Annotated in this window: 18 protein-coding genes and 1 pseudogene; 13 read left to right on the top strand and 6 right to left on the bottom strand. The window is 63.2% G+C overall.

Going from position 1 to position 17,267, the window contains the following annotated elements:
• Position 1: 1 nt before the first annotated feature.
• Positions 2-478 carry an SRPBCC family protein gene (locus tag ACTJLC_RS04125; RefSeq protein ID WP_310130337.1) on the top strand — a complete coding sequence of 159 codons (477 nt, stop codon included), beginning with the start codon at positions 2-4 and terminating at the stop codon, positions 476-478.
• A gap of 107 nt (positions 479-585) precedes the next feature.
• Here ACTJLC_RS04125 and ACTJLC_RS04120 read toward each other — a convergent pair.
• Positions 586-876: pseudogene (locus ACTJLC_RS04120) on the bottom strand (diguanylate cyclase); the annotation flags it as partial.
• Positions 866-1,363: a diguanylate cyclase domain-containing protein gene (locus tag ACTJLC_RS04115; RefSeq protein WP_310118888.1), complete on the bottom strand. Its 498-nt coding sequence runs from the start codon at positions 1,361-1,363 to the stop codon at positions 866-868. The pseudogene ACTJLC_RS04120 and the gene ACTJLC_RS04115, both read right to left, overlap by 11 nt.
• Positions 1,364-1,876: 513 nt before the next feature.
• On the opposite strand from ACTJLC_RS04115, the gene ACTJLC_RS04110 reads away from it, so the two are divergent.
• Entirely contained in the window at positions 1,877-2,167 is a 291-nt protein-coding gene (locus ACTJLC_RS04110; RefSeq protein WP_094778151.1) for a co-chaperone GroES, read from the top strand.
• A 52-nt stretch (positions 2,168-2,219) separates the two neighbouring features.
• Positions 2,220-3,863 (top strand): chaperonin GroEL, encoded by a 1,644-nt coding sequence (groL, locus tag ACTJLC_RS04105; RefSeq protein WP_073431375.1) that lies wholly within the window; start codon positions 2,220-2,222, stop codon positions 3,861-3,863.
• 149 nt (positions 3,864-4,012) lie between these two features.
• On the opposite strand, the gene cysC is transcribed toward groL, so the two are convergent.
• From cysC to ACTJLC_RS04090, 3 genes are all read right to left on the bottom strand, one after another.
• On the bottom strand, positions 4,013-4,642 hold the full coding sequence (cysC, locus tag ACTJLC_RS04100; protein WP_310130332.1) for an adenylyl-sulfate kinase: 630 nt from the start codon (positions 4,640-4,642) through the stop codon (positions 4,013-4,015).
• 19 nt (positions 4,643-4,661) lie between these two features.
• Positions 4,662-4,973: a hypothetical protein gene (locus tag ACTJLC_RS04095; RefSeq protein ID WP_114161951.1), complete on the bottom strand. Its 312-nt coding sequence runs from the start codon at positions 4,971-4,973 to the stop codon at positions 4,662-4,664.
• Positions 4,974-5,456: 483 nt separating this feature from the next.
• Complete coding sequence (locus ACTJLC_RS04090; RefSeq protein WP_073431377.1) at positions 5,457-6,317, bottom strand: hydroxymethylpyrimidine/phosphomethylpyrimidine kinase; 861 nt, start codon at positions 6,315-6,317, stop codon at positions 5,457-5,459.
• 288 nt (positions 6,318-6,605) lie between these two features.
• Between ACTJLC_RS04090 and ACTJLC_RS04085 the strand changes: the two genes are divergently transcribed.
• From ACTJLC_RS04085 to ACTJLC_RS04050, 8 genes are all read left to right on the top strand, one after another.
• Complete coding sequence (locus ACTJLC_RS04085; protein ID WP_007178992.1) at positions 6,606-6,776, top strand: rubredoxin; 171 nt, start codon at positions 6,606-6,608, stop codon at positions 6,774-6,776.
• 233 nt (positions 6,777-7,009) lie between these two features.
• On the top strand, positions 7,010-8,422 hold the full coding sequence (locus tag ACTJLC_RS04080) for a hypothetical protein (RefSeq protein WP_244744546.1): 1,413 nt from the start codon (positions 7,010-7,012) through the stop codon (positions 8,420-8,422).
• 259 nt (positions 8,423-8,681) lie between these two features.
• Positions 8,682-9,260, top strand: a complete 579-nt coding sequence (locus tag ACTJLC_RS04075; protein ID WP_073431379.1) for a YqgE/AlgH family protein — start codon at positions 8,682-8,684, stop codon at positions 9,258-9,260.
• A complete protein-coding gene (gene ruvX / locus ACTJLC_RS04070; RefSeq protein ID WP_440843285.1) occupies positions 9,257-9,697 on the top strand; it encodes a Holliday junction resolvase RuvX in 441 nt (146 codons plus the stop codon). The genes ACTJLC_RS04075 and ruvX overlap by 4 nt, the downstream gene beginning before the upstream one ends.
• Positions 9,684-10,226, top strand: coding sequence for a bifunctional pyr operon transcriptional regulator/uracil phosphoribosyltransferase PyrR (pyrR, locus tag ACTJLC_RS04065; RefSeq protein ID WP_083085711.1), 543 nt, complete (start codon positions 9,684-9,686; stop codon positions 10,224-10,226). The genes ruvX and pyrR overlap by 14 nt, the downstream gene beginning before the upstream one ends.
• Positions 10,227-10,374: 148 nt before the next feature.
• Positions 10,375-11,400, top strand: a complete 1,026-nt coding sequence (locus ACTJLC_RS04060) for an aspartate carbamoyltransferase catalytic subunit (protein WP_073431382.1) — start codon at positions 10,375-10,377, stop codon at positions 11,398-11,400.
• Positions 11,401-11,527: 127 nt separating this feature from the next.
• Positions 11,528-12,808 carry a dihydroorotase gene (locus tag ACTJLC_RS04055; protein WP_310130324.1) on the top strand — a complete coding sequence of 427 codons (1,281 nt, stop codon included), beginning with the start codon at positions 11,528-11,530 and terminating at the stop codon, positions 12,806-12,808.
• Between the two features lie 35 nt (positions 12,809-12,843).
• Complete coding sequence (locus ACTJLC_RS04050) at positions 12,844-13,680, top strand: lysophospholipid acyltransferase family protein (protein ID WP_114161955.1); 837 nt, start codon at positions 12,844-12,846, stop codon at positions 13,678-13,680.
• 76 nt (positions 13,681-13,756) lie between these two features.
• Here the strand turns inward: ACTJLC_RS04050 and ACTJLC_RS04045 are convergent, their stop codons facing one another.
• Positions 13,757-14,641, bottom strand: a complete 885-nt coding sequence (locus ACTJLC_RS04045; protein WP_310130320.1) for a symmetrical bis(5'-nucleosyl)-tetraphosphatase — start codon at positions 14,639-14,641, stop codon at positions 13,757-13,759.
• Positions 14,642-14,842: 201 nt separating this feature from the next.
• On the opposite strand from ACTJLC_RS04045, the gene ACTJLC_RS04040 reads away from it, so the two are divergent.
• Together ACTJLC_RS04040 and rfbB are read left to right on the top strand one after the other, a co-directional pair.
• A complete protein-coding gene (locus ACTJLC_RS04040) occupies positions 14,843-15,754 on the top strand; it encodes a GDP-mannose 4,6-dehydratase (RefSeq protein ID WP_440843284.1) in 912 nt (303 codons plus the stop codon).
• A 443-nt stretch (positions 15,755-16,197) separates the two neighbouring features.
• Positions 16,198-17,259, top strand: a complete 1,062-nt coding sequence (rfbB, locus tag ACTJLC_RS04035) for a dTDP-glucose 4,6-dehydratase (protein WP_114161957.1) — start codon at positions 16,198-16,200, stop codon at positions 17,257-17,259.
• Positions 17,260-17,267 lie beyond the last annotated feature (8 nt).

The following is a 17,267-nucleotide window of genomic DNA, read 5'->3' as shown; positions in this document are numbered from 1 at the left end:
AGTGCGGACGGTCGAATACCGCTTTTCCACCATTTGGCGCATCGATGCGCCAGTGCAGGAAGTTTGGGCGGCAATTCAGGATTCGGCGCGCTGGCCGGAGTGGTGGATTAACGTCGAGCGCGTGGACCAGCTAAAGGCCGGTTCCGAGCAGGGCGTGGGCGCCGTACAACGCTATACGTGGAAAGGCCGGTTGCCTTATCGTCTCGTGTTCGACATGCGAGTGACGCGCGTCGAACCGTTGGTAGCGCTGGAAGGGGAAGCCAGTGGCGACGTCGAAGGCGTCGGCCGTTGGAGCTTTTCGACTGACGGACGCAACCTTACCGTGGTCCGCTATGACTGGTGCGTCCGTACGAACCGCGCATGGATGAATGCATTGGCGCCGCTATTGCGACCGGTTTTCCAATGGAACCACGACGCAGTGATGCGCGAAGGCGGCGCGGCGCTAGCGCGGCGGCTGCTTGGCGTCGGGCATGGATGAAGCCAGCGTGGCAATGGATTGAACGCTCTGCACTCGATGCGCTCGGTGACGATGTAAGGCAGTAATCGATGACGGAAGTCACCGTTGGCGCCGAGCGCTCGATTTTGTTCTTTGCACTTTGCCTTATCCAATGCCTTGTCGGCAGCGAGTATTAGCTCCATGGGCTCGCCCACGCTTCGTATCGGCATTCGCTCGTCAACACCTGCGCTTATTGTGACGAAGCCAGTTCGGTTGCCCGAATGTTCAATTTTCAGGCTACGGATAGCGTTGCGGATAGCGTCCGCGATTACTACGGCATGGGCTACATCGGCATACGGAAGAAGTGCTGCAATCTCCTCTCCCACATAGTGTGCGGTCAGCTCTTCAGAACGTCGGGCCGTCAAATCTCTAATGAGCACAGACCGTCATCGGCTGCTGCGTGTCCCTGGATGTGTAGTATTGCTCGAAGCAATCGACGTCCAGCATGATCGGTGCAAGAGCATTCACGCGACGCATGGCGCGACTGAATTCGTCATGCAATGCGATATCGAATTCGCGGCGATTTGCGAGCCAGGTCAGGCCGTCCTGCAATGAAAGTCGATCACGAGTTCGATTTGCCGGATCGGATGTCAGCCGATCAAGCTCACACAATGACAAGGCAAAGCACGTCAGCGGAATGCCAGATTGTGTGCGCCACCACTCATGCAAAATCTCACCTTTGGACGACGCAACTGCGACAAAGGCAGTGCGGGTGACGGCGGTAGGTGTTGAGCCGCATGACGCCACTCTGCGCTGATTGGATGAACGCCGTCCGGACGGACCGGGCGTGCGATAGAAGTACGGTTCGGTGCCCCGCACGTTCTTGCGCATCACTTCTACGTCGAACGGTCGACGAATCAGCGTCACGCCGCTATTCAGAACGAGGGCAACAGCGCCCGGGTTGCCGATCTGGAGGCTATGGTAAAAGACCTTAGAAAACCAATATCGAGCTTGCAGCAAAACACATGATCAGCACGCCCTGCGGTTGCTTCAAAGGCTGACAAATACTTCTTGCTACCGGTCGCCTAGGGTTTTCCCTGCCAGAATGCTCGCGCATCGAATTGCTGCGCGCTGATTTCCAAATGGCAGCCTGCGCCCGAACCGATGACACTTGGCGATGCCCGGCAATCTAAGTGCTTGTCGCGAAAGAGGATTACTCGAATGAGACGCCAATTTTTGCCGCAATGCAAGGTTCGAAGTGAAGCGAACAAAGCTCAAAGGCAAGCGGACCTCGACAATCGCCGCATCCCTTCTTGAATTTGTCACCACCCGTCCATATAATTAGCACTCGCTGCACGAGAGTGCTAACAACATCGCCGGTTGGCTCGGCCAGCCGGGTTTTCTCAGCGTTCTTCAGTCTCAATCAAGAGAGGAGTATGTATGAACCTTCGTCCTTTGCATGATCGCGTGATCGTCAAACGTCTGGATCAAGAAACCAAGACCGCGTCGGGCATCGTGATCCCCGAAGCCGCAGCGGAAAAGCCGGATCAAGGCGAAATCCTGGCAGTCGGCCCGGGCAAGCGTGACGACAAGGGCGCACCCATCGCGCTCGACGTGAAGGTGGGTGACCGCGTTCTGTTCGGCAAGTACGCAGGCCAGACCGTCAAGGTCGACGGCAACGAACTGCTCGTCATGCGCGAAGAAGACATCATGGCCGTGGTGCAGAAGTAAGCGCAAGCCGCTACTTCCCCGGTTATATCCCAAGAATTCAAGGAGTTAGAAGATGGCAGCTAAAGACGTCGTATTCGGTGATTCCGCCCGTGCCAAGATGGTTGAAGGCGTGAACATCCTCGCGAACGCTGTGAAGGTCACGCTGGGTCCGAAGGGCCGCAACGTTGTCCTCGAGCGCAGCTTCGGCGGCCCGACGGTCACGAAAGATGGCGTTTCGGTCGCGAAAGAGATCGAACTGAAAGACAAGCTCCAGAACATGGGCGCGCAAATGGTCAAGGAAGTCGCTTCCAAGACCAGCGACAACGCCGGTGACGGCACCACGACCGCAACGGTTCTGGCTCAGTCGATCGTCCGCGAAGGCATGAAGTACGTCGCATCGGGCATGAATCCGATGGACTTGAAGCGCGGTATCGACAAGGCCGTGACCGCCGCGATCGAAGAACTGCGCAAGATCAGCAAGCCGTGCACGACGAACAAGGAAATCGCTCAGGTTGGCGCGATCTCGGCGAACAGCGATTCGTCGATCGGCGACCGTATCGCTGAAGCGATGGACAAGGTCGGCAAGGAAGGCGTCATCACCGTTGAAGACGGCAAGTCGTTGCAAGACGAACTGGACGTCGTCGAAGGTATGCAATTCGACCGTGGCTACCTGTCGCCCTACTTCATCAACAACCCGGACAAGCAAGTTGCCGTGCTCGAAAACCCGTTCGTGCTGTTGCACGACAAGAAGGTTTCGAACATCCGCGATCTGCTGCCGGTGCTGGAACAAGTCGCAAAGGCAGGCCGTCCGCTGCTGATCATCGCTGAAGACGTCGAAGGCGAAGCGCTGGCCACGCTGGTGGTGAACAACATCCGCGGCATCCTGAAGACGGTTGCCGTGAAGGCTCCGGGCTTCGGCGATCGCCGTAAGGCCATGCTGGAAGACATCGCGATCCTGACTGGCGGCCAAGTCATCGCGGAAGAAACCGGCCTCACGCTCGAAAAGGCAACGCTGGCCGAACTGGGTCAAGCAAAGCGTATCGAAGTGGGCAAGGAAAACACCACGATCATCGACGGCGCTGGCGAAGCTGCAAACATCGAAGCACGCGTGAAGCAGGTTCGCACGCAAATCGAAGAAGCTACGTCGGACTACGACCGTGAAAAGCTGCAGGAACGCGTTGCCAAGCTGGCAGGCGGCGTTGCAGTGATCAAGGTTGGCGCTGCGACCGAAGTCGAAATGAAGGAAAAGAAGGCGCGTGTCGAAGACGCACTGCACGCAACGCGCGCAGCTGTGGAAGAAGGCATCGTGGCCGGCGGCGGCGTCGCGCTGATCCGCGCACGCACGGCAATCGCAGGTTTGAAGGGCGCCAACGCCGATCAGGACGCAGGTATCAAGATCGTGCTGCGCGCGATGGAAGAGCCGCTGCGCCAGATCGTCACGAACGGCGGCGAAGAAGCCAGCGTCGTGGTGGCGGCTGTTGCTGCCGGTAAGGGCAACTACGGCTACAACGCGGCAACCGGCGAGTACGTCGACCTGGTTGACGCAGGTGTCGTGGACCCGACGAAGGTCACCCGCACCGCGCTGCAAAACGCAGCATCGGTTGCAGGTCTCCTGCTGACGACCGACGCAGCTGTGTGCGAACTGCCGAAGGAAGACGCTCCGATGGGCGGCGGCGGAATGCCGGGCGGCATGGGCGGCATGGGCATGGACATGTAATTCCGCGTGGGGCCTCGTTACGAGGCTCGCTTGGGAATGCATGGGAAAGCGCGCCGCGAGGCGTGCTTTCCAACGAAAAACCCGCAAGGCATTTAGCTTTGCGGGTTTTTTCTTGGGAGCGGGCGGCGCGCGCGCGGGCACTTCCGGTATCACGAGGCCGCTTCGCGGGCGAGCTTCAGGGCGAGAGCGTTCTCGCGCAAATAGTCGAATATCTTCGCCACGCTTTGATCCGGCGTCAACGTTGCGGTATCGATCCGCAACTCGGGCTCGACCGGGGCTTCATAGGGTGCCGATACACCGGTAAACGAAGGAATCTCTCCCGCCCTGGCTTTCGCATAGAGGCCTTTCGGATCACGGCGAGCGCACGTGTCAACAGGCGCGGACAGGTGGGTCTCGATGAATGTGCCCGCCCCAATGATCTCGCGCGCCATGGCCCGGTCTTCACGCATGGGAGAAATGAGCGCCGTGATGACAATGAGACCGGCGTCGTTCATCAACTGTGCGACGTGTGCGACTCTGCGAATGTTTTCGCGCCGATCTTCCTTTTGGAAGCTGAGGTCGCGCGCCAAGCCGTGACGGATATTGTCGCCGTCGAGCACATAGCACGCATGCCCGAGTGACACGAGCTGTTGTTCGAGCGCGAACGCGATGGTCGACTTGCCTGCACCTGAAAGACCGGTGAGCCAGATGGTGACCGGCCTTTGGCGGAACATCCGGATTCTGTCCTCAGCGGTAATCGCACCGTGGCAACGTTGCACGAAAGCGTGAGACTTTCCCATTGTCATGCTCCCCTGGCGCTCAGGCGTGGTGCCATCGTTGGCGCCGGATTCCCGCGTTGCTCAGGCGCTCCGGCGAATTTTCGGGTTCATTTATTCGAGCGACAACACGCTGGACCCATTGCCGATCTTTCGAGAAATTGCTGCCCGATTCGAGTGCACGTTTTTCGATTTCCGAGTTGGCATGAACAAAGAGTTCGTAATCGAAGCTATTGTCTTCAACGAATTCCGTTTTGGCCTCTCCGCTCAAACGGCTTGCGCTTTTTTGTGAACCGCTGGTCCTGTTTGTTTCGAAAACGAGCGGCAGGACAATGTGGTAATTGGCGGTGCTCATCGGGCTTCTGTGAATGCGATATGCGTGCTGGCCGCCGCCAATACGCGTTGCTCGACGCCTTGCGCGGCAGCTTTTCCGCCCTTGTCGATCGCATTCGAAGTGGAGGAATCGACCTTTGCCTTTATTCAAATCGAAAAAGGGAATGGCAGGCGATCCCCCGCCGTTCGGTAGAGGAAAGAAAAAGACGGGCAAAGACATGGGGTTAGGTGACGGATTTGCGAGTTGTAAGTGTAGCGTGATCAAAACTACGCTGGTTGTAACGTTTGATTGCGCAATACAACGCCTCGTTGCGTCGTTCAAGCGGCGATTCGTTTACCGACGGCCATGTAATTATGCGAAATCACATGTGCTGCTTATGCAAGAGCAGAAGGTGCCTCAAGAGAAAACCCGCACGGAGGCGGGTTTTTTGACCGTCAGTAGCTCGGGACCAACAGCGAGGCCAACTGCGCCGCGCCCGCGCTTTTTATCAACGCCCCACGCATTTCAATGCCGCGCTTCTCCTGGCGCCGCGTCCTTGCCGGCCGCGGGCGGCGTTTCGTCGTCGCTGCTGCGCGCCCAGAAAAAACGGTCCGGCATATAGGCGCCCATGCCCGGCCGGAATGCGCTGCGCATGGCCTGATACAGATATTCCTGCGCCTCACGCACGGCCTCGGCCGGTTCCTGGCCGTTGGCCAACAGCGCGGCGATGGCGGCTCCCAACGTATCGGTCAGCCCCATGATCCGATGGCTGCCGCGGTCCCACATGTCCTGACGCAACTGGCCGTCTTCGCTGAACAGCGTATTGACGAGCCGGTGGGTGCCGGTTTCCGTCGACAGAATATATTCGCAGCCTTGCGATAGCAGATGCGAAATCGCGGCGTCGAGGCTCGGCGCCTCGGCGTCGCCGTCCGGCTGGGCGAGGGCGAGCAGCGTGGTGGAATCGGCGACCAGCAAGGTGGTTTGCGGCGCCAGCAGATCGGCGATCGCTTCGCGCAGTTCGTCGGCGGCGAGCACGTGTTCGTCGTCGAGCGTGAAGTCGGGGGCGAGAATCAGCGGAATGTCGTCGTAATCGGCGACCACTTCGGCGATGGCGCTGACCACTTCGGCGCGGGTGCACGCGCCGACCTTGAACGCGGCGATCGGCATGTCTTCGAGTAGCATCCGCGCCTGGGTGGCGACCACTTCGGGGTCGAGCCCGTTGACTTCGTCGCAGCTGGCCGAGTCGCGCACGGTATAGCCCGTGAGCACGGTGACGCCGTGGCAGCCCATGCTTGCAAGCGTCATCAGGTCGGCTTGCAGGCCGGAGCCGCCGGTGGGGTCGGAGAGGCCGAAGGTGAGGACGATCGGAGGCGTATCGCTGGGCATGAAATTGACAAAAGGAGCGGTATTTAGGCGCAGAGAGTGCGCAATCGACTCAATTATGCGGCCTAAACTGTCGCGAGGGCGTTTTTTCGCATTCCTGGGCGCAATGCCGGGAACGAGCGGCGCGCGCAAGGCCGCACGGTGCCCGAGCGACCGCCTGCGGCGACGCAACCGGCATAGCCAGCGGCCGCTGCGGACTGCGATCGCGCGCTTGTGATTGCTAGGCATTGGGGCGGCAACACGGTACCATCATGGCTCCCATTTCCACGGACTCTACGACGCGACACAAGAATGGAATATCAAAGCTGGATGTGCCTGATTTGCGGCTGGATTTACGACGAAGAAGCCGGTTTGCCGGAGGAAGGCATTGCGCCGGGCACCCGCTGGGAGGACGTCCCCATTAACTGGACCTGCCCGGAGTGTGGAGCGCGCAAGGAAGACTTCGAGATGGTCCAGATCTGAACGCGGGCATACCGGCGAATGCCGGCGCGGCGTTGCCTTTGCAAAACGGCGTGCGCCGCATCGAATGCGCCGGTTGCACGCCGGCGCACTGTCCGCCGTGGCGACACCGAACGTTCTCGATTGCGCCGCGCCGCAGCGGTAATCTGTCATTGTCCTGTCGCCGGTTCGCGCGTTAGCCGATCAGTCTGCGCGCGGCGCGAAGCGGCGGCCCGTCAGCTTCCTCTCGCCTGCTCATGACTCTCCGATCCGCCGCACCTGATTCCTTCGATGCCTTGCCGAATCCGCGCGGCGGCGCCGTCCGTTCCGCGGAGCTTGCATTGGCCGAAGCGCTCCTCGCATTCGAACAGCGCGGCGAGAGCACCGCCGCGCTGGTGCGTGCGTCTCATGCGTTGCGCGTCGCCGGCTGGTTGAGCGCGCAGCGTTTCGCGGACGCCCTGGTGCGGCTCTCGCCGTTGGCGGCGGCCGATCCGGCCGAGGCGGACAGCACGCGGCCCGTGTTCGGCGCGGCGCTGCGTGATTTCCGCACGGCGCTCGAACGGCACAATCTGCGCGAACTGGCGTGCTCGCCCACGCTGTTCGAGCGCTATCGGGCCCTCTGCTCGCATTTGGCCGATCATGCGCCCGGCTTCACCATCGCTTTCGAGGACCTCGCGCTCAGCGCGCGACCCGTGCCGCCGGTGTCGTTTCACGCCCAGGCCGCCGACCGGCTGGCCCATTTGCGCGCCCGCTACGAACGCGCGCTGCTGCCGGTACTGCGCTCCCAGCCGGACACCGGCAGCGCGGCCGCGCGGGCCGCCACCCACGCGGCGCTCGACGAACTGGACGCCGTGCTCGCCGAACTCGCCGGCCCGGACCCCTACGACTTCTGGCGTCTCGCCAAGGCCTGCACCAAAGCGTTGCGCGCGGGCGGCCGCGCCACCGGGGAAACCGACGCGCGGCGTTTCTACGCTCGCTGCAATCTCGCGCTGGCCGACCATGCACGCGGTATCCAGCGAGCGCCGCGCTCACTGGTGCGCGCGACGCTGGCGCTGCTGTGGCGCGACTATGCATTGTTCGGCGCCGCAGCCGAAGACGCCGACCAGGTCGAGGTGCTGCACGACTACGGCTTGACGGTCGATTGGCACGTCGCGGGAACGCTGGCATCCGAAATGCTGTGGGAGGCAGGCGCTGTGCAAGCGCAAACGATCAGCGCCAGCCGTTCCGCGCTGACACGCGAATTGGGCGTGCTCACGGTCAACGCGCACGCCTATGAAGACTTTCTTCAGACGGCGGATGCCGCGATTTCGGCATTGACCGAGCACGCCCGCGCGGCGGACCAGCCCGAGAAAGCCGATCCGAGCGAAGCGCTGCAAGCGGGCGACGCCGCCTACCGGCTCGGCGCCGCCGCCTGCGCGCTCGGCTTGGGCCATGTGGCGCTGCTTGCCGACGCGCTGGGGCTCGCCTGGCGCCGCCGCGCGCACGCGGGCGTCTCGACCCCGGCAGTGCGCGAGCACGTGATCGTCGGCGCGCCGGCGGCGAGCACACTGGAGCGGACCGCCGAAGCGTTGCGCGCGATGCTGCACAAGGTGGCGGCCGGCGTCGCTCCACCGGCCGGCGGCGCCACGCTGGCCGCGTTGACGCGCTCGATCGAGGAGGGCGACGCCTGACGGGCATGCGTGGCCGGCCGTGTCCGTGGCGAGCGTCGCCGCCGGCAGGAGAGCGAACAACGAAGGAAGCAATGATCGAACCGGGAGGCACATGAAATGCGTGCCGCAAACCGCTAACCTGCACCGTGGCCAGGGCTCGCGTGCGTGATAGAGTGGAACTTGACTGGCCGTCGATGGCTCGCGGCGCACTGCATCGCGCACATCGCGGTCCCATGCTCAAAGCCCGCCACACTGCATCGTCTTTGCTAAAATCCGAACTATGTCCAAGAGTAACGATCGCATCAATCTGACCAACCAGTTCCTGATCGCCATGCCGAACATGGCCGATCCGACGTTTTCGGGAACGGTGGTCTACCTTTGCGATCACAGTGAGCGCGGCGCGCTCGGCCTCGTGATCAACCGGCCGACCGATATCGACCTCGAAGCGCTCTTCAGTCGCATCGATCTCAAGCTCGAGATCGAACCCCTTCTTCACGTGCCCGTGTATTTCGGCGGTCCGGTGCAAACGGAGCGCGGCTTCGTGCTGCACGATCCGAAAGACGGCAACGTGTACACGTCGTCGATGTCGGTGCCGGGCGGGCTCGAGATGACCACATCGAAAGACGTGCTCGAAGCCGTCGCGAGCGGCACCGGTCCGGAACGTTTCCTGCTCACGCTCGGCCACGCCGGCTGGGGCGCGGGCCAGCTCGAGGAAGAAATTTCGAAGAACGGCTGGCTCACAGTGGAAGCCGACCCGAAAATCGTCTTCGACGTGCCCGCCGAAGAGCGGCTCGAAGCCGCGCTCGCGCTGCTGGGCATTTCGCTGTCCATGCTGTCGGGCGAGGCGGGCCACGCATGAACCTGCCGGCCGGACGTGAGGCGACGCTGCTTGCGTTCGACTATGGTGAAAAACGCATCGGCGTGGCGGTCGGCAATTCGCTGACGCGCCACGCGCGGCCGCTCGTGATCGTGCGGAACCGCAGCCGCGAATACCGGTTCGAGGCGGTCGGCAAGTTGATCGCCGAGTGGAAGCCCAACGCGTTGGTGGTCGGCTTGCCGATGCATCCCGACGGCACGCCCCATGAAATGACCCAGCTTGCGAAGCGCTTCGGCAATCAGCTTAACGGTCGCTTCAACCTGCCGGTGACGTGGGTCGACGAGCGCTATTCGTCGGTCGAGGCGAAGGCGGGAATCCGCGCCGGCAACGGCCGCGCCGACATGCTCGACGCCGAAGCCGCCAGCATCATCCTCCAGCAATATCTAGACGGACTTTCCGACGATCATGAGTTCCATTGACGCCGAAGCGCTTTATCGCGCGTTGCTCGAGCAGATTCGCGCCGTATATGGCGAGCAGCTCGGCGCGGGGCAAGACGGTGCGCAAGGCGCCGTGCTGGCCGGCATCTATAGCGGCGGCGCATGGCTCGCCGAGCGGCTCGCGCGCGATCTGAACCTGCCGAGCTTCGGCGTGGTAAACGTCGCGCTGCATCGCGACGACTACGCGAAAAAAGGCCTGCACTCGCAGGCGAGCCCGACCTCGCTGCCGTTCCCGGTCGACCAGTCCCGCATCGTGCTGGTGGACGACGTGCTCTACACCGGCCGCACCATTCGCGCCGCGCTGAACGAGCTATACGACTATGGCCGTCCGGCGTCGGTCGAACTGGCGGTGCTGGCCGATCGCGGCGGACGCGAGTTGCCGGTGGCGGCGCGCTTTGTCGGCGGCACGGTGAACGTGCCCGCCGACGCGACGCTCGTGCTGGCTCGCGAAGAGGGCGGCGCGGCGGGGCAGCAGCGTTTCACTTTTCACACCGAGGCACGCGTCGACTGAACGCGGCTTTGCACGCTGCGCGAAACCGTCATTGACTACCCGCGGGCGCACCGCGTTTCGCGCGAAGGGCCGGCGTAGCCGAAAACCACGCAAGCAGTCCGCATCGACATCGATCACGTTGAAGCCCGTATTTGAAGCAGGTACACCCATGAACACCGCCACTCAGGCTCCGAAGGATCCAGCCGATAGCGCCACCGAGCGCTTCCGTCATGGCTTCCTGAAGGGCAACCCGCAGCTCACGAAAAACGGCGAGCTCAAACATCTGTTGTCGATCGAGGGCTTGCCGAAGGCGATCGTCAATCACATTCTCGATACCGCCGAGCAGTTCGTCAGCGTGACCGATCGCGAAGTGAAAAAGGTGCCGCTCCTGCGCGGCAAGTCGGTGTTCAATCTGTTCTTCGAGAACTCCACGCGCACCCGCACCACGTTCGAAATCGCCGCCACGCGGTTGTCGGCGGACGTGCTGAATCTGAACATCAACGCGTCGTCCACGAGCAAGGGCGAATCGCTGCTCGACACGATCAACAACCTCTCGGCGATGCATGCCGATATGTTCGTCGTGCGTCACGCATCGAGCGGCGCGCCGTATCTGATCGCCCAGCATTGCGCGCCGCACGTGCACGTGATCAATGCCGGCGACGGCCGTCACGCGCACCCCACGCAAGGACTGCTCGACATGTACACGATCCGCCACTACAAGAAGGACTTCACCAATCTGCGGGTGGCGATCGTCGGCGACATTCTGCATTCGCGGGTCGCGCGCTCCGACATTCATGCGTTGACCACCCTCGGCGTGCCGGAAGTGCGCGCGATCGGTCCGCGCACGCTGTTGCCGGGCGGGCTCGAACAGATGGGCGTGCGCGTGTTCCACAATCTCGACGAAGGCTTGAAGGACGTCGACGTCATCATCATGCTGCGTCTGCAAAACGAGCGGATGAGCGGCGCGCTGCTGCCCTCGGCGCAGGAGTATTTCAAGAGCTGGGGCTTGACGCCGGAGCGCCTCGCGCTCGCGAAGCCCGATGCGATCGTGATGCACCCCGGCCCGATGAATCGCGGCGTCGAAATCGATTCGCAGGTGGCCGACGGTCCGCAGTCGGTGATCCTGAATCAAGTGACGTTCGGCATCGCGGTGCGCATGGCGGTGATGGGCATCGTCGCGGGCAATCACGATTGAACTTGCCGGTTTCGAGCGCGGTCACGCAACGGGTGTCACGGCGCGCCGTCGACACGACGGCACGGCAGCGTGCGAACCCGCGGCACGTCACGCGAAACCTGGCTGAACACTGAACACAAGGCAGCGCATGAAGATTCATATTCAAGGCGGCACGCTGATCGATCCGGCAGCGGGCACCGAACAGCAGCAAGACATTTTTATCGCGGCGGGCAAGATCGCCGCGATCGGCAACGCGCCTGCCGATTTCCAGGCCGAGAAAACCATCGACGCAAAGGGCCTTTGGATCGCGCCTGGTCTGGTCGACCTTGCCGCGCGCTTGCGCGAGCCGGGCTATGAGCACAAGGCCACGCTCGAATCGGAAATGGCCGCGGCGCTCGCGGGCGGCGTGACCAGTCTCGTGTGCCTGCCGGACACCGATCCGACGCTCGATGAACCAGGCCTCGTCGAGATGCTCAAGTTTCGCGCGCGCAATCTCGATCAGGCGCACGTCTATCCGCTTGGCGCATTGACCGTCGGTCTCAAGGGCCAGGTGATCACCGAGATGGTCGAACTGACGGAAGCGGGCTGCATCGGCTTTTCGCAGGCCGACGTGCCGGTGGTCGACACGCAGGTGCTGATGCGCGCGCTGCAATACGCGAGGACCTACGGCTACACCGTATGGCTGCGTCCCGTGGATGCCTATCTCGGCAAGGGCGGCGTGGCCGCGAGCGGCGCGTTGGCGTCGCGCCTCGGGCTCTCGGGCGTGCCGGTGTCGGCGGAAACCATCGCGCTGCACACCATTTTCGAACTCGTGCGCGTGACCGGCGCGCGGGTGCATCTGTCGCATGTGTCGTCGGCGGCGGGCATTGCGCTGGTACGCGCCGCCAAGGCCGAGGGCTTGCCGGTGTCATGCGACGTCACCGTGAACCACGTGCATCTGATCGACCTCGACATCGGCTATTTCGACGCCCAGTACCGGCTCGATCCGCCGCTGCGCCAGCAACGCGATCGCGACGCGATCCGCGCGGGACTCGTCGACGGCACGATCGACGCGATCTGCTCCGACCACACCCCGGTGGACGACGACGAAAAGCTGTTGCCGTTCGCCGAAGCCACGCCGGGCGCGACGGGTCTCGAACTATTGCTGTCGCTGACGGTGAAATGGGCCGACGAAGCGGGCTTGCCGCTCGCGAAGGCGTTCAACCGCATCACCGCGGCGCCGGCCGATGTGCTGAACCTGGAAGCCGCGGGCCGCATCGCCGTGGGCGGCGCGGCGGACCTGTGCGTGTTCGACCGCCACGCGCACTGGCTCGTGGAACCGCGCGCGCTGAAGAGCCAGGGGCACAACACGCCGTTCCTCGGCTATGAACTGCCGGCGCGCGTGCGGGCGACCATCGTGTCCGGCCGCATCGCGTTCGAACAGCGCTAACATCCGCGGCATTGCCCGTTACGGAAAGCTCCGACATGAAGCTCGCGTTACGCAAGGCCCGTCTCATCGCGCATCTGCTGCACGGCATGTGGATCGTCGCGACGCGCTTTCCTAAAGCCGGCCCGGACCGGCGTCATGCGCTCAATCGCGCATGGTCGCTGAAAATGCTGCGTTTGTGCGGCATGCGGCTCGTCGTGCATAACGACGGTGCGCGCCTCGACTGCGGCGCGCTGGTGGTCGCCAATCACATCTCGTGGATCGACATCTACGTGATCAATGCGTGGCGGCCCACGCCGTTCGTGTCCAAGGCGGAGATTCGCAATTGGCCGCTGGTGGGCTGGCTCGCGCAGCAATTGGACACGGTGTTCATCCAGCGCGAGAAGCGCAGCGACGCGAAGCGGATCATGCATGAGCTCGCCGACCGCTTGAGCGCCGGTGAACTGATGTGCGTGTTCCCCGAAGGCACGACGTCCAATGGACTCGCGCTGCTGCCGTTTCACGCGAACATGTTTCAGGCGGCGGTATCGGCCTCGGCGCCGGTGCAGCCGCTGTGCATCATGTACGAGGACGCGCAGGGCCGGCAATCCACCGCGCCCGCCTATATCGACGATCTGTCGCTGGCGGATTCGCTGAACCTGCTGTTGCGCGGCGGACCCTTGACCGCGCATGTGTATGTGGGTGCGCCGCTGGCGCCGGGCGCCGACCGGCGCACGCTGGCGGCCGAAGCGGAAGCGGTCATTGCGGCTGCGTTGCGGGAAATGCAAAGCGGCACGGCGAGCGCCGGTGCCGTGTGTGCCGAGGAAGCCGCAACGCCTGCCGCGGCGCATGCGCTGGTCGAAGAGCCAATCGACCAGCAGGGCCGCTCGGCGTAACGGTCAGTCGGTTCAGCCGACAGACGGACCGCGTTGCGCCGCGATGAGCCGGCGGTTCTTGCCAGGCACGACCGGCTCAATTACCGCTGCCAGCCTCGCGACAGGGCTCGCAATCGACTTGCGTCAGCGTGCGCTCGGCGGGATTGGGCGCAAGTCGCACGGCCGACAGCTTTTCGCCCCATACGCAGCCGGAGTCGAGTCCGATCAGGTTGTCGCGCAAGGTCAAGCCGACCGCGGCCCAATGGCCGAACACCACGGTGACGTCCGCGGTTTTGCGCGACGGCACGTCGAACCACGGCATGCAACCCGGCGGCGCGGCGTTCAGGCCGCCGCTCGTGCTGAAATCCATCGCGCCATCGGCGGTGCAGAAACGGATGCGTGTCAACGCGCTGCACGTCAGCCGCAAGCGGTCGATGCCTTTCAGGTTGGGCGTCCAGCGGTTCGGCTCGTTGCCGTACAAACCGGCGAGCGTTTCCTTCCAGCTCGGCGCGCGCAGCGCGCGCTGCAATTCATCGGCGAGTTCCATCGTGAGGTCCGCGTCCCACTGCGGCAGGACGCCCGCGTGCACCATCAGCATGCCGTTGTCGAAGTGCGCGAGCGGACGGTGGCGAATCCATTCGAGCAGCTCGGGGGCGTCCGGCGCGGCGAGGATTTCGTCGATCGTGTCGCCTTTCCTCGACTTGCGAATTCCCGCCGACACCGACAGCAAATGCAGATCGTGATTGCCCAGCACCGGCACGGCGAGATCACCCATCGCAATGACGTCGCGCAGCGTGGCGAGCGATTCCGTCCCACGATTGATCAGGTCGCCGGCGAACCACAGCGGCGTGCCCGCCGGCGGCGCGGCCTTGGCCAACAGCCGCTGGAACGGTGTGCGGCAGCCTTGCAGGTCGCCGAAGGCGAGCGGTGGCGGGTGCGGCTGGGAAGCGGAGCGGGCGCTGGAAGTGCTCAAGGGTGTCATCGAGGGATTCGGTGCAGTTTGATACATGCGGTTACGCATGCGACGTGGCGCGGTGGGCAGTGCAACATCGTAGCGTGACATAATAGCCCGTTTGAAGCGCGGGCATCGCGCCATGCGCCGTCAGGCGCAGCCGGAAGGGCACAGCGCTGGCGCCCACGCGATATTGCGGCACAACAGGATGACCTCGTGAACGGAGAAAGCATGTCGACCTCTCATGCGAAGCAACCCATCCGCACGCTCGTCACCGGGGCGAGCGGCTTCACTGGCCGTTATCTGGTCGACAATCTGCTCGGCCGCGGGCATACGGTGATCGAAACGATCGCCGGGTGCGACGAGCCGGAAACGCCCACGCGCCTGCGTCTCGACATCACGTCGCCGGATGCGTGCCGGCGCGTGATCGAAACGGCGCGGCCCGACTACATCGTGCACCTCGCCGCGATCAGCTTCGTGGGTCATAACGATCCGCTCGACTTTTACCGCGTCAATGTAATCGGCACGCTCAATCTGCTCGAGGCCTGCTCGGCCGTCGGTCATACGCCGCGCAAGCTGCTGATCGCGAGCAGCGCGAACGTATATGGCAATGTGACGAGCGACGCCATCGACGAGAGCTTTCCGGTCACGCCCGTCAACCACTATGCCGCCAGCAAGGCGGCAATGGAAACAATGGTGCGGACGTGGTTCGACCGGCTGCCGATCCTGATCGTGCGGCCGTTCAACTATACCGGTCGCGGGCAGGCGTCGAACTTCCTCGTGCCGAAGATCGTCGAGCACTTCGCGCGGCGTGAACCGTCGATCGAACTCGGCAATATCGACGTTGCACGCGATTTCTCGGACGTGCGCTATGTGGCAAGCGCTTATGAAGCCTTGCTCGATTCCGAGGCCGCTGCCGAAACGGTCAATGTCTGCACGGGCACGCCTTATACGCTACGCGACATTCTGTCGGCGGCGAGCGATCTCACCGGGCACGAACTCGAGGTGCGGGTCAATCCCGCGTTCGTGCGACAAACCGACGTGAAAATGCTGGCGGGTTCGCCGGCCAAGCTGCGCTCGCTGGTGCCGAAGGTCGAGGCGATTCCGTTCATGGATACGCTGCGCTGGATGCTGGCCGCTTAAGCGGCTTAAGCGGCTTGAGCGGCTTGAGCGGCGGCATTCGCGCCAGTCCGTTGCCATTCGCGCGCACGCGCTGAACGCGGTGTCCACCCGGCGCACGCCATGCGCACACACTGACTTGCTCTCACCGCATATTCCGCACGCTGTCTCCCCCGGACGCTGCGGCTGTCTCGCGGCGCTCCACGGCACTCGGCACGACCTTACGCCGAAATAGTCGCACTCCAGATCATCCGAAACCAAACCTGTCAAGCTGTTTCAAGTTGTTAGGGCGCTAGTTTTTGCCCCGAGCGGCTTTATAATCGGGGCTTCATAAGATTGGCGTCTGAACGCCTGCTCGCCGTGCAGCAAGGCGGCGCGGGCGTCACGAGAATCGGACACCACACTGCGAGGTGTGGCAGGCCGGCGAACCGATTCCGACCTGCCACTAACATCTAGAAGGGAATTTCATGATCCTGGTAACGGGCGGTGCCGGCTTTATCGGCGCCAATTTCGTGCTCGACTGGCTCAACGCGTCGGACGAAGCGGTGCTGAATGTGGACAAGCTGACCTACGCCGGCAATCTGGGTACGCTCAAGTCGCAACAGGGCAATCCCAAACATGTCTTCGTGCGCGCGGACATCTGCGATCGCGCCGCGCTCGACGCGCTCCTTGCCGAACACAAGCCGCGTGCCGTGCTGCACTTCGCCGCCGAAAGCCACGTGGACCGTTCGATTCACGGCCCCGCTGATTTCGTGCAGACCAACGTGGTCGGCACGTTCACGTTGCTCGAAGCCGCCCGCAGCTACTGGAACACGCTGGCCGGCGATGAGAAGGCCGCCTTCCGTTTCCTGCACGTCTCCACCGACGAAGTGTTCGGCTCGCTCTCCGCCACCGATCCGCAATTCTCCGAAACCACGCCGTACGCGCCGAATAGCCCGTACTCGGCGACCAAGGCCGGTTCCGACCATCTGGTGCGCGCCTACCATCACACGTATGGTCTGCCGGTGCTCACCACGAACTGCTCGAACAACTACGGTCCGTACCAGTTCCCCGAGAAGCTGATCCCGCTGATGATCGCCAACGCGCTCGGCGGCAAGCCCCTGCCGGTGTACGGCGACGGCCAGAACGTGCGCGACTGGCTGTACGTCGGCGACCATTGCAGCGCGATCCGCGAAGTGCTCGCGCGCGGCACGCCGGGGGAGACGTACAACATCGGCGGCTGGAACGAGAAGAAGAATCTCGACGTGGTGCACACGTTGTGCGACCTGCTCGATCGACTGCGTCCGAAGGCGGGCGGCTCGTATCGCGACCAGATCACCTATGTGAAGGATCGTCCCGGCCACGACCGCCGTTATGCGATCGACGCCCGCAAGCTCGAGCGCGAACTCGGCTGGAAGCCGGCGGAAACGTTCGAGACAGGCCTCGCCAAAACGGTTCAGTGGTATCTGGACAATCAGGAGTGGTCCGACGAAGTGGCGTCGGGTGAATACCGCAAGTGGGTTGAAACCAACTACGCGCAGCGCGCGTAAGGGCACGG

Source organism: Paraburkholderia sp. 22099, assembly GCF_052045835.1.
Classification (GTDB): Bacteria; Pseudomonadota; Gammaproteobacteria; order Burkholderiales; family Burkholderiaceae; genus Paraburkholderia; species Paraburkholderia terricola.
Note: the sequence above shows the minus strand (reverse complement) of the source record. Positions and strands in the feature narration are given on the sequence as shown.

Bases quoted from the DNA above. Each gene is read 5' to 3' on its own strand.
- ACTJLC_RS04110 (WP_094778151.1), top strand. From the start codon at position 1,877: ATGAACCTTCGTCCTTTGCATGATCGCGTGATCGTCAAACGTCTGGAT.
- groL (WP_073431375.1), top strand. From the start codon at position 2,220: ATGGCAGCTAAAGACGTCGTATTCGGTGATTCCGCCCGTGCCAAGATG.
- cysC (WP_310130332.1), bottom strand. From the start codon at position 4,642: ATGGGAAAGTCTCACGCTTTCGTGCAACGTTGCCACGGTGCGATTACC.
- ACTJLC_RS04095 (WP_114161951.1), bottom strand. From the start codon at position 4,973: ATGAGCACCGCCAATTACCACATTGTCCTGCCGCTCGTTTTCGAAACA.
- ACTJLC_RS04090 (WP_073431377.1), bottom strand. From the start codon at position 6,317: ATGCCCAGCGATACGCCTCCGATCGTCCTCACCTTCGGCCTCTCCGAC.
- ACTJLC_RS04085 (WP_007178992.1), top strand. From the start codon at position 6,606: ATGGAATATCAAAGCTGGATGTGCCTGATTTGCGGCTGGATTTACGAC.
- ACTJLC_RS04080 (WP_244744546.1), top strand. From the start codon at position 7,010: ATGACTCTCCGATCCGCCGCACCTGATTCCTTCGATGCCTTGCCGAAT.
- ACTJLC_RS04075 (WP_073431379.1), top strand. From the start codon at position 8,682: ATGTCCAAGAGTAACGATCGCATCAATCTGACCAACCAGTTCCTGATC.
- ruvX (WP_440843285.1), top strand. From the start codon at position 9,257: ATGAACCTGCCGGCCGGACGTGAGGCGACGCTGCTTGCGTTCGACTAT.
- pyrR (WP_083085711.1), top strand. From the start codon at position 9,684: ATGAGTTCCATTGACGCCGAAGCGCTTTATCGCGCGTTGCTCGAGCAG.
- ACTJLC_RS04060 (WP_073431382.1), top strand. From the start codon at position 10,375: ATGAACACCGCCACTCAGGCTCCGAAGGATCCAGCCGATAGCGCCACC.
- ACTJLC_RS04055 (WP_310130324.1), top strand. From the start codon at position 11,528: ATGAAGATTCATATTCAAGGCGGCACGCTGATCGATCCGGCAGCGGGC.
- ACTJLC_RS04050 (WP_114161955.1), top strand. From the start codon at position 12,844: ATGAAGCTCGCGTTACGCAAGGCCCGTCTCATCGCGCATCTGCTGCAC.
- ACTJLC_RS04045 (WP_310130320.1), bottom strand. From the start codon at position 14,641: ATGACACCCTTGAGCACTTCCAGCGCCCGCTCCGCTTCCCAGCCGCAC.
- ACTJLC_RS04040 (WP_440843284.1), top strand. From the start codon at position 14,843: ATGTCGACCTCTCATGCGAAGCAACCCATCCGCACGCTCGTCACCGGG.
- rfbB (WP_114161957.1), top strand. From the start codon at position 16,198: ATGATCCTGGTAACGGGCGGTGCCGGCTTTATCGGCGCCAATTTCGTG.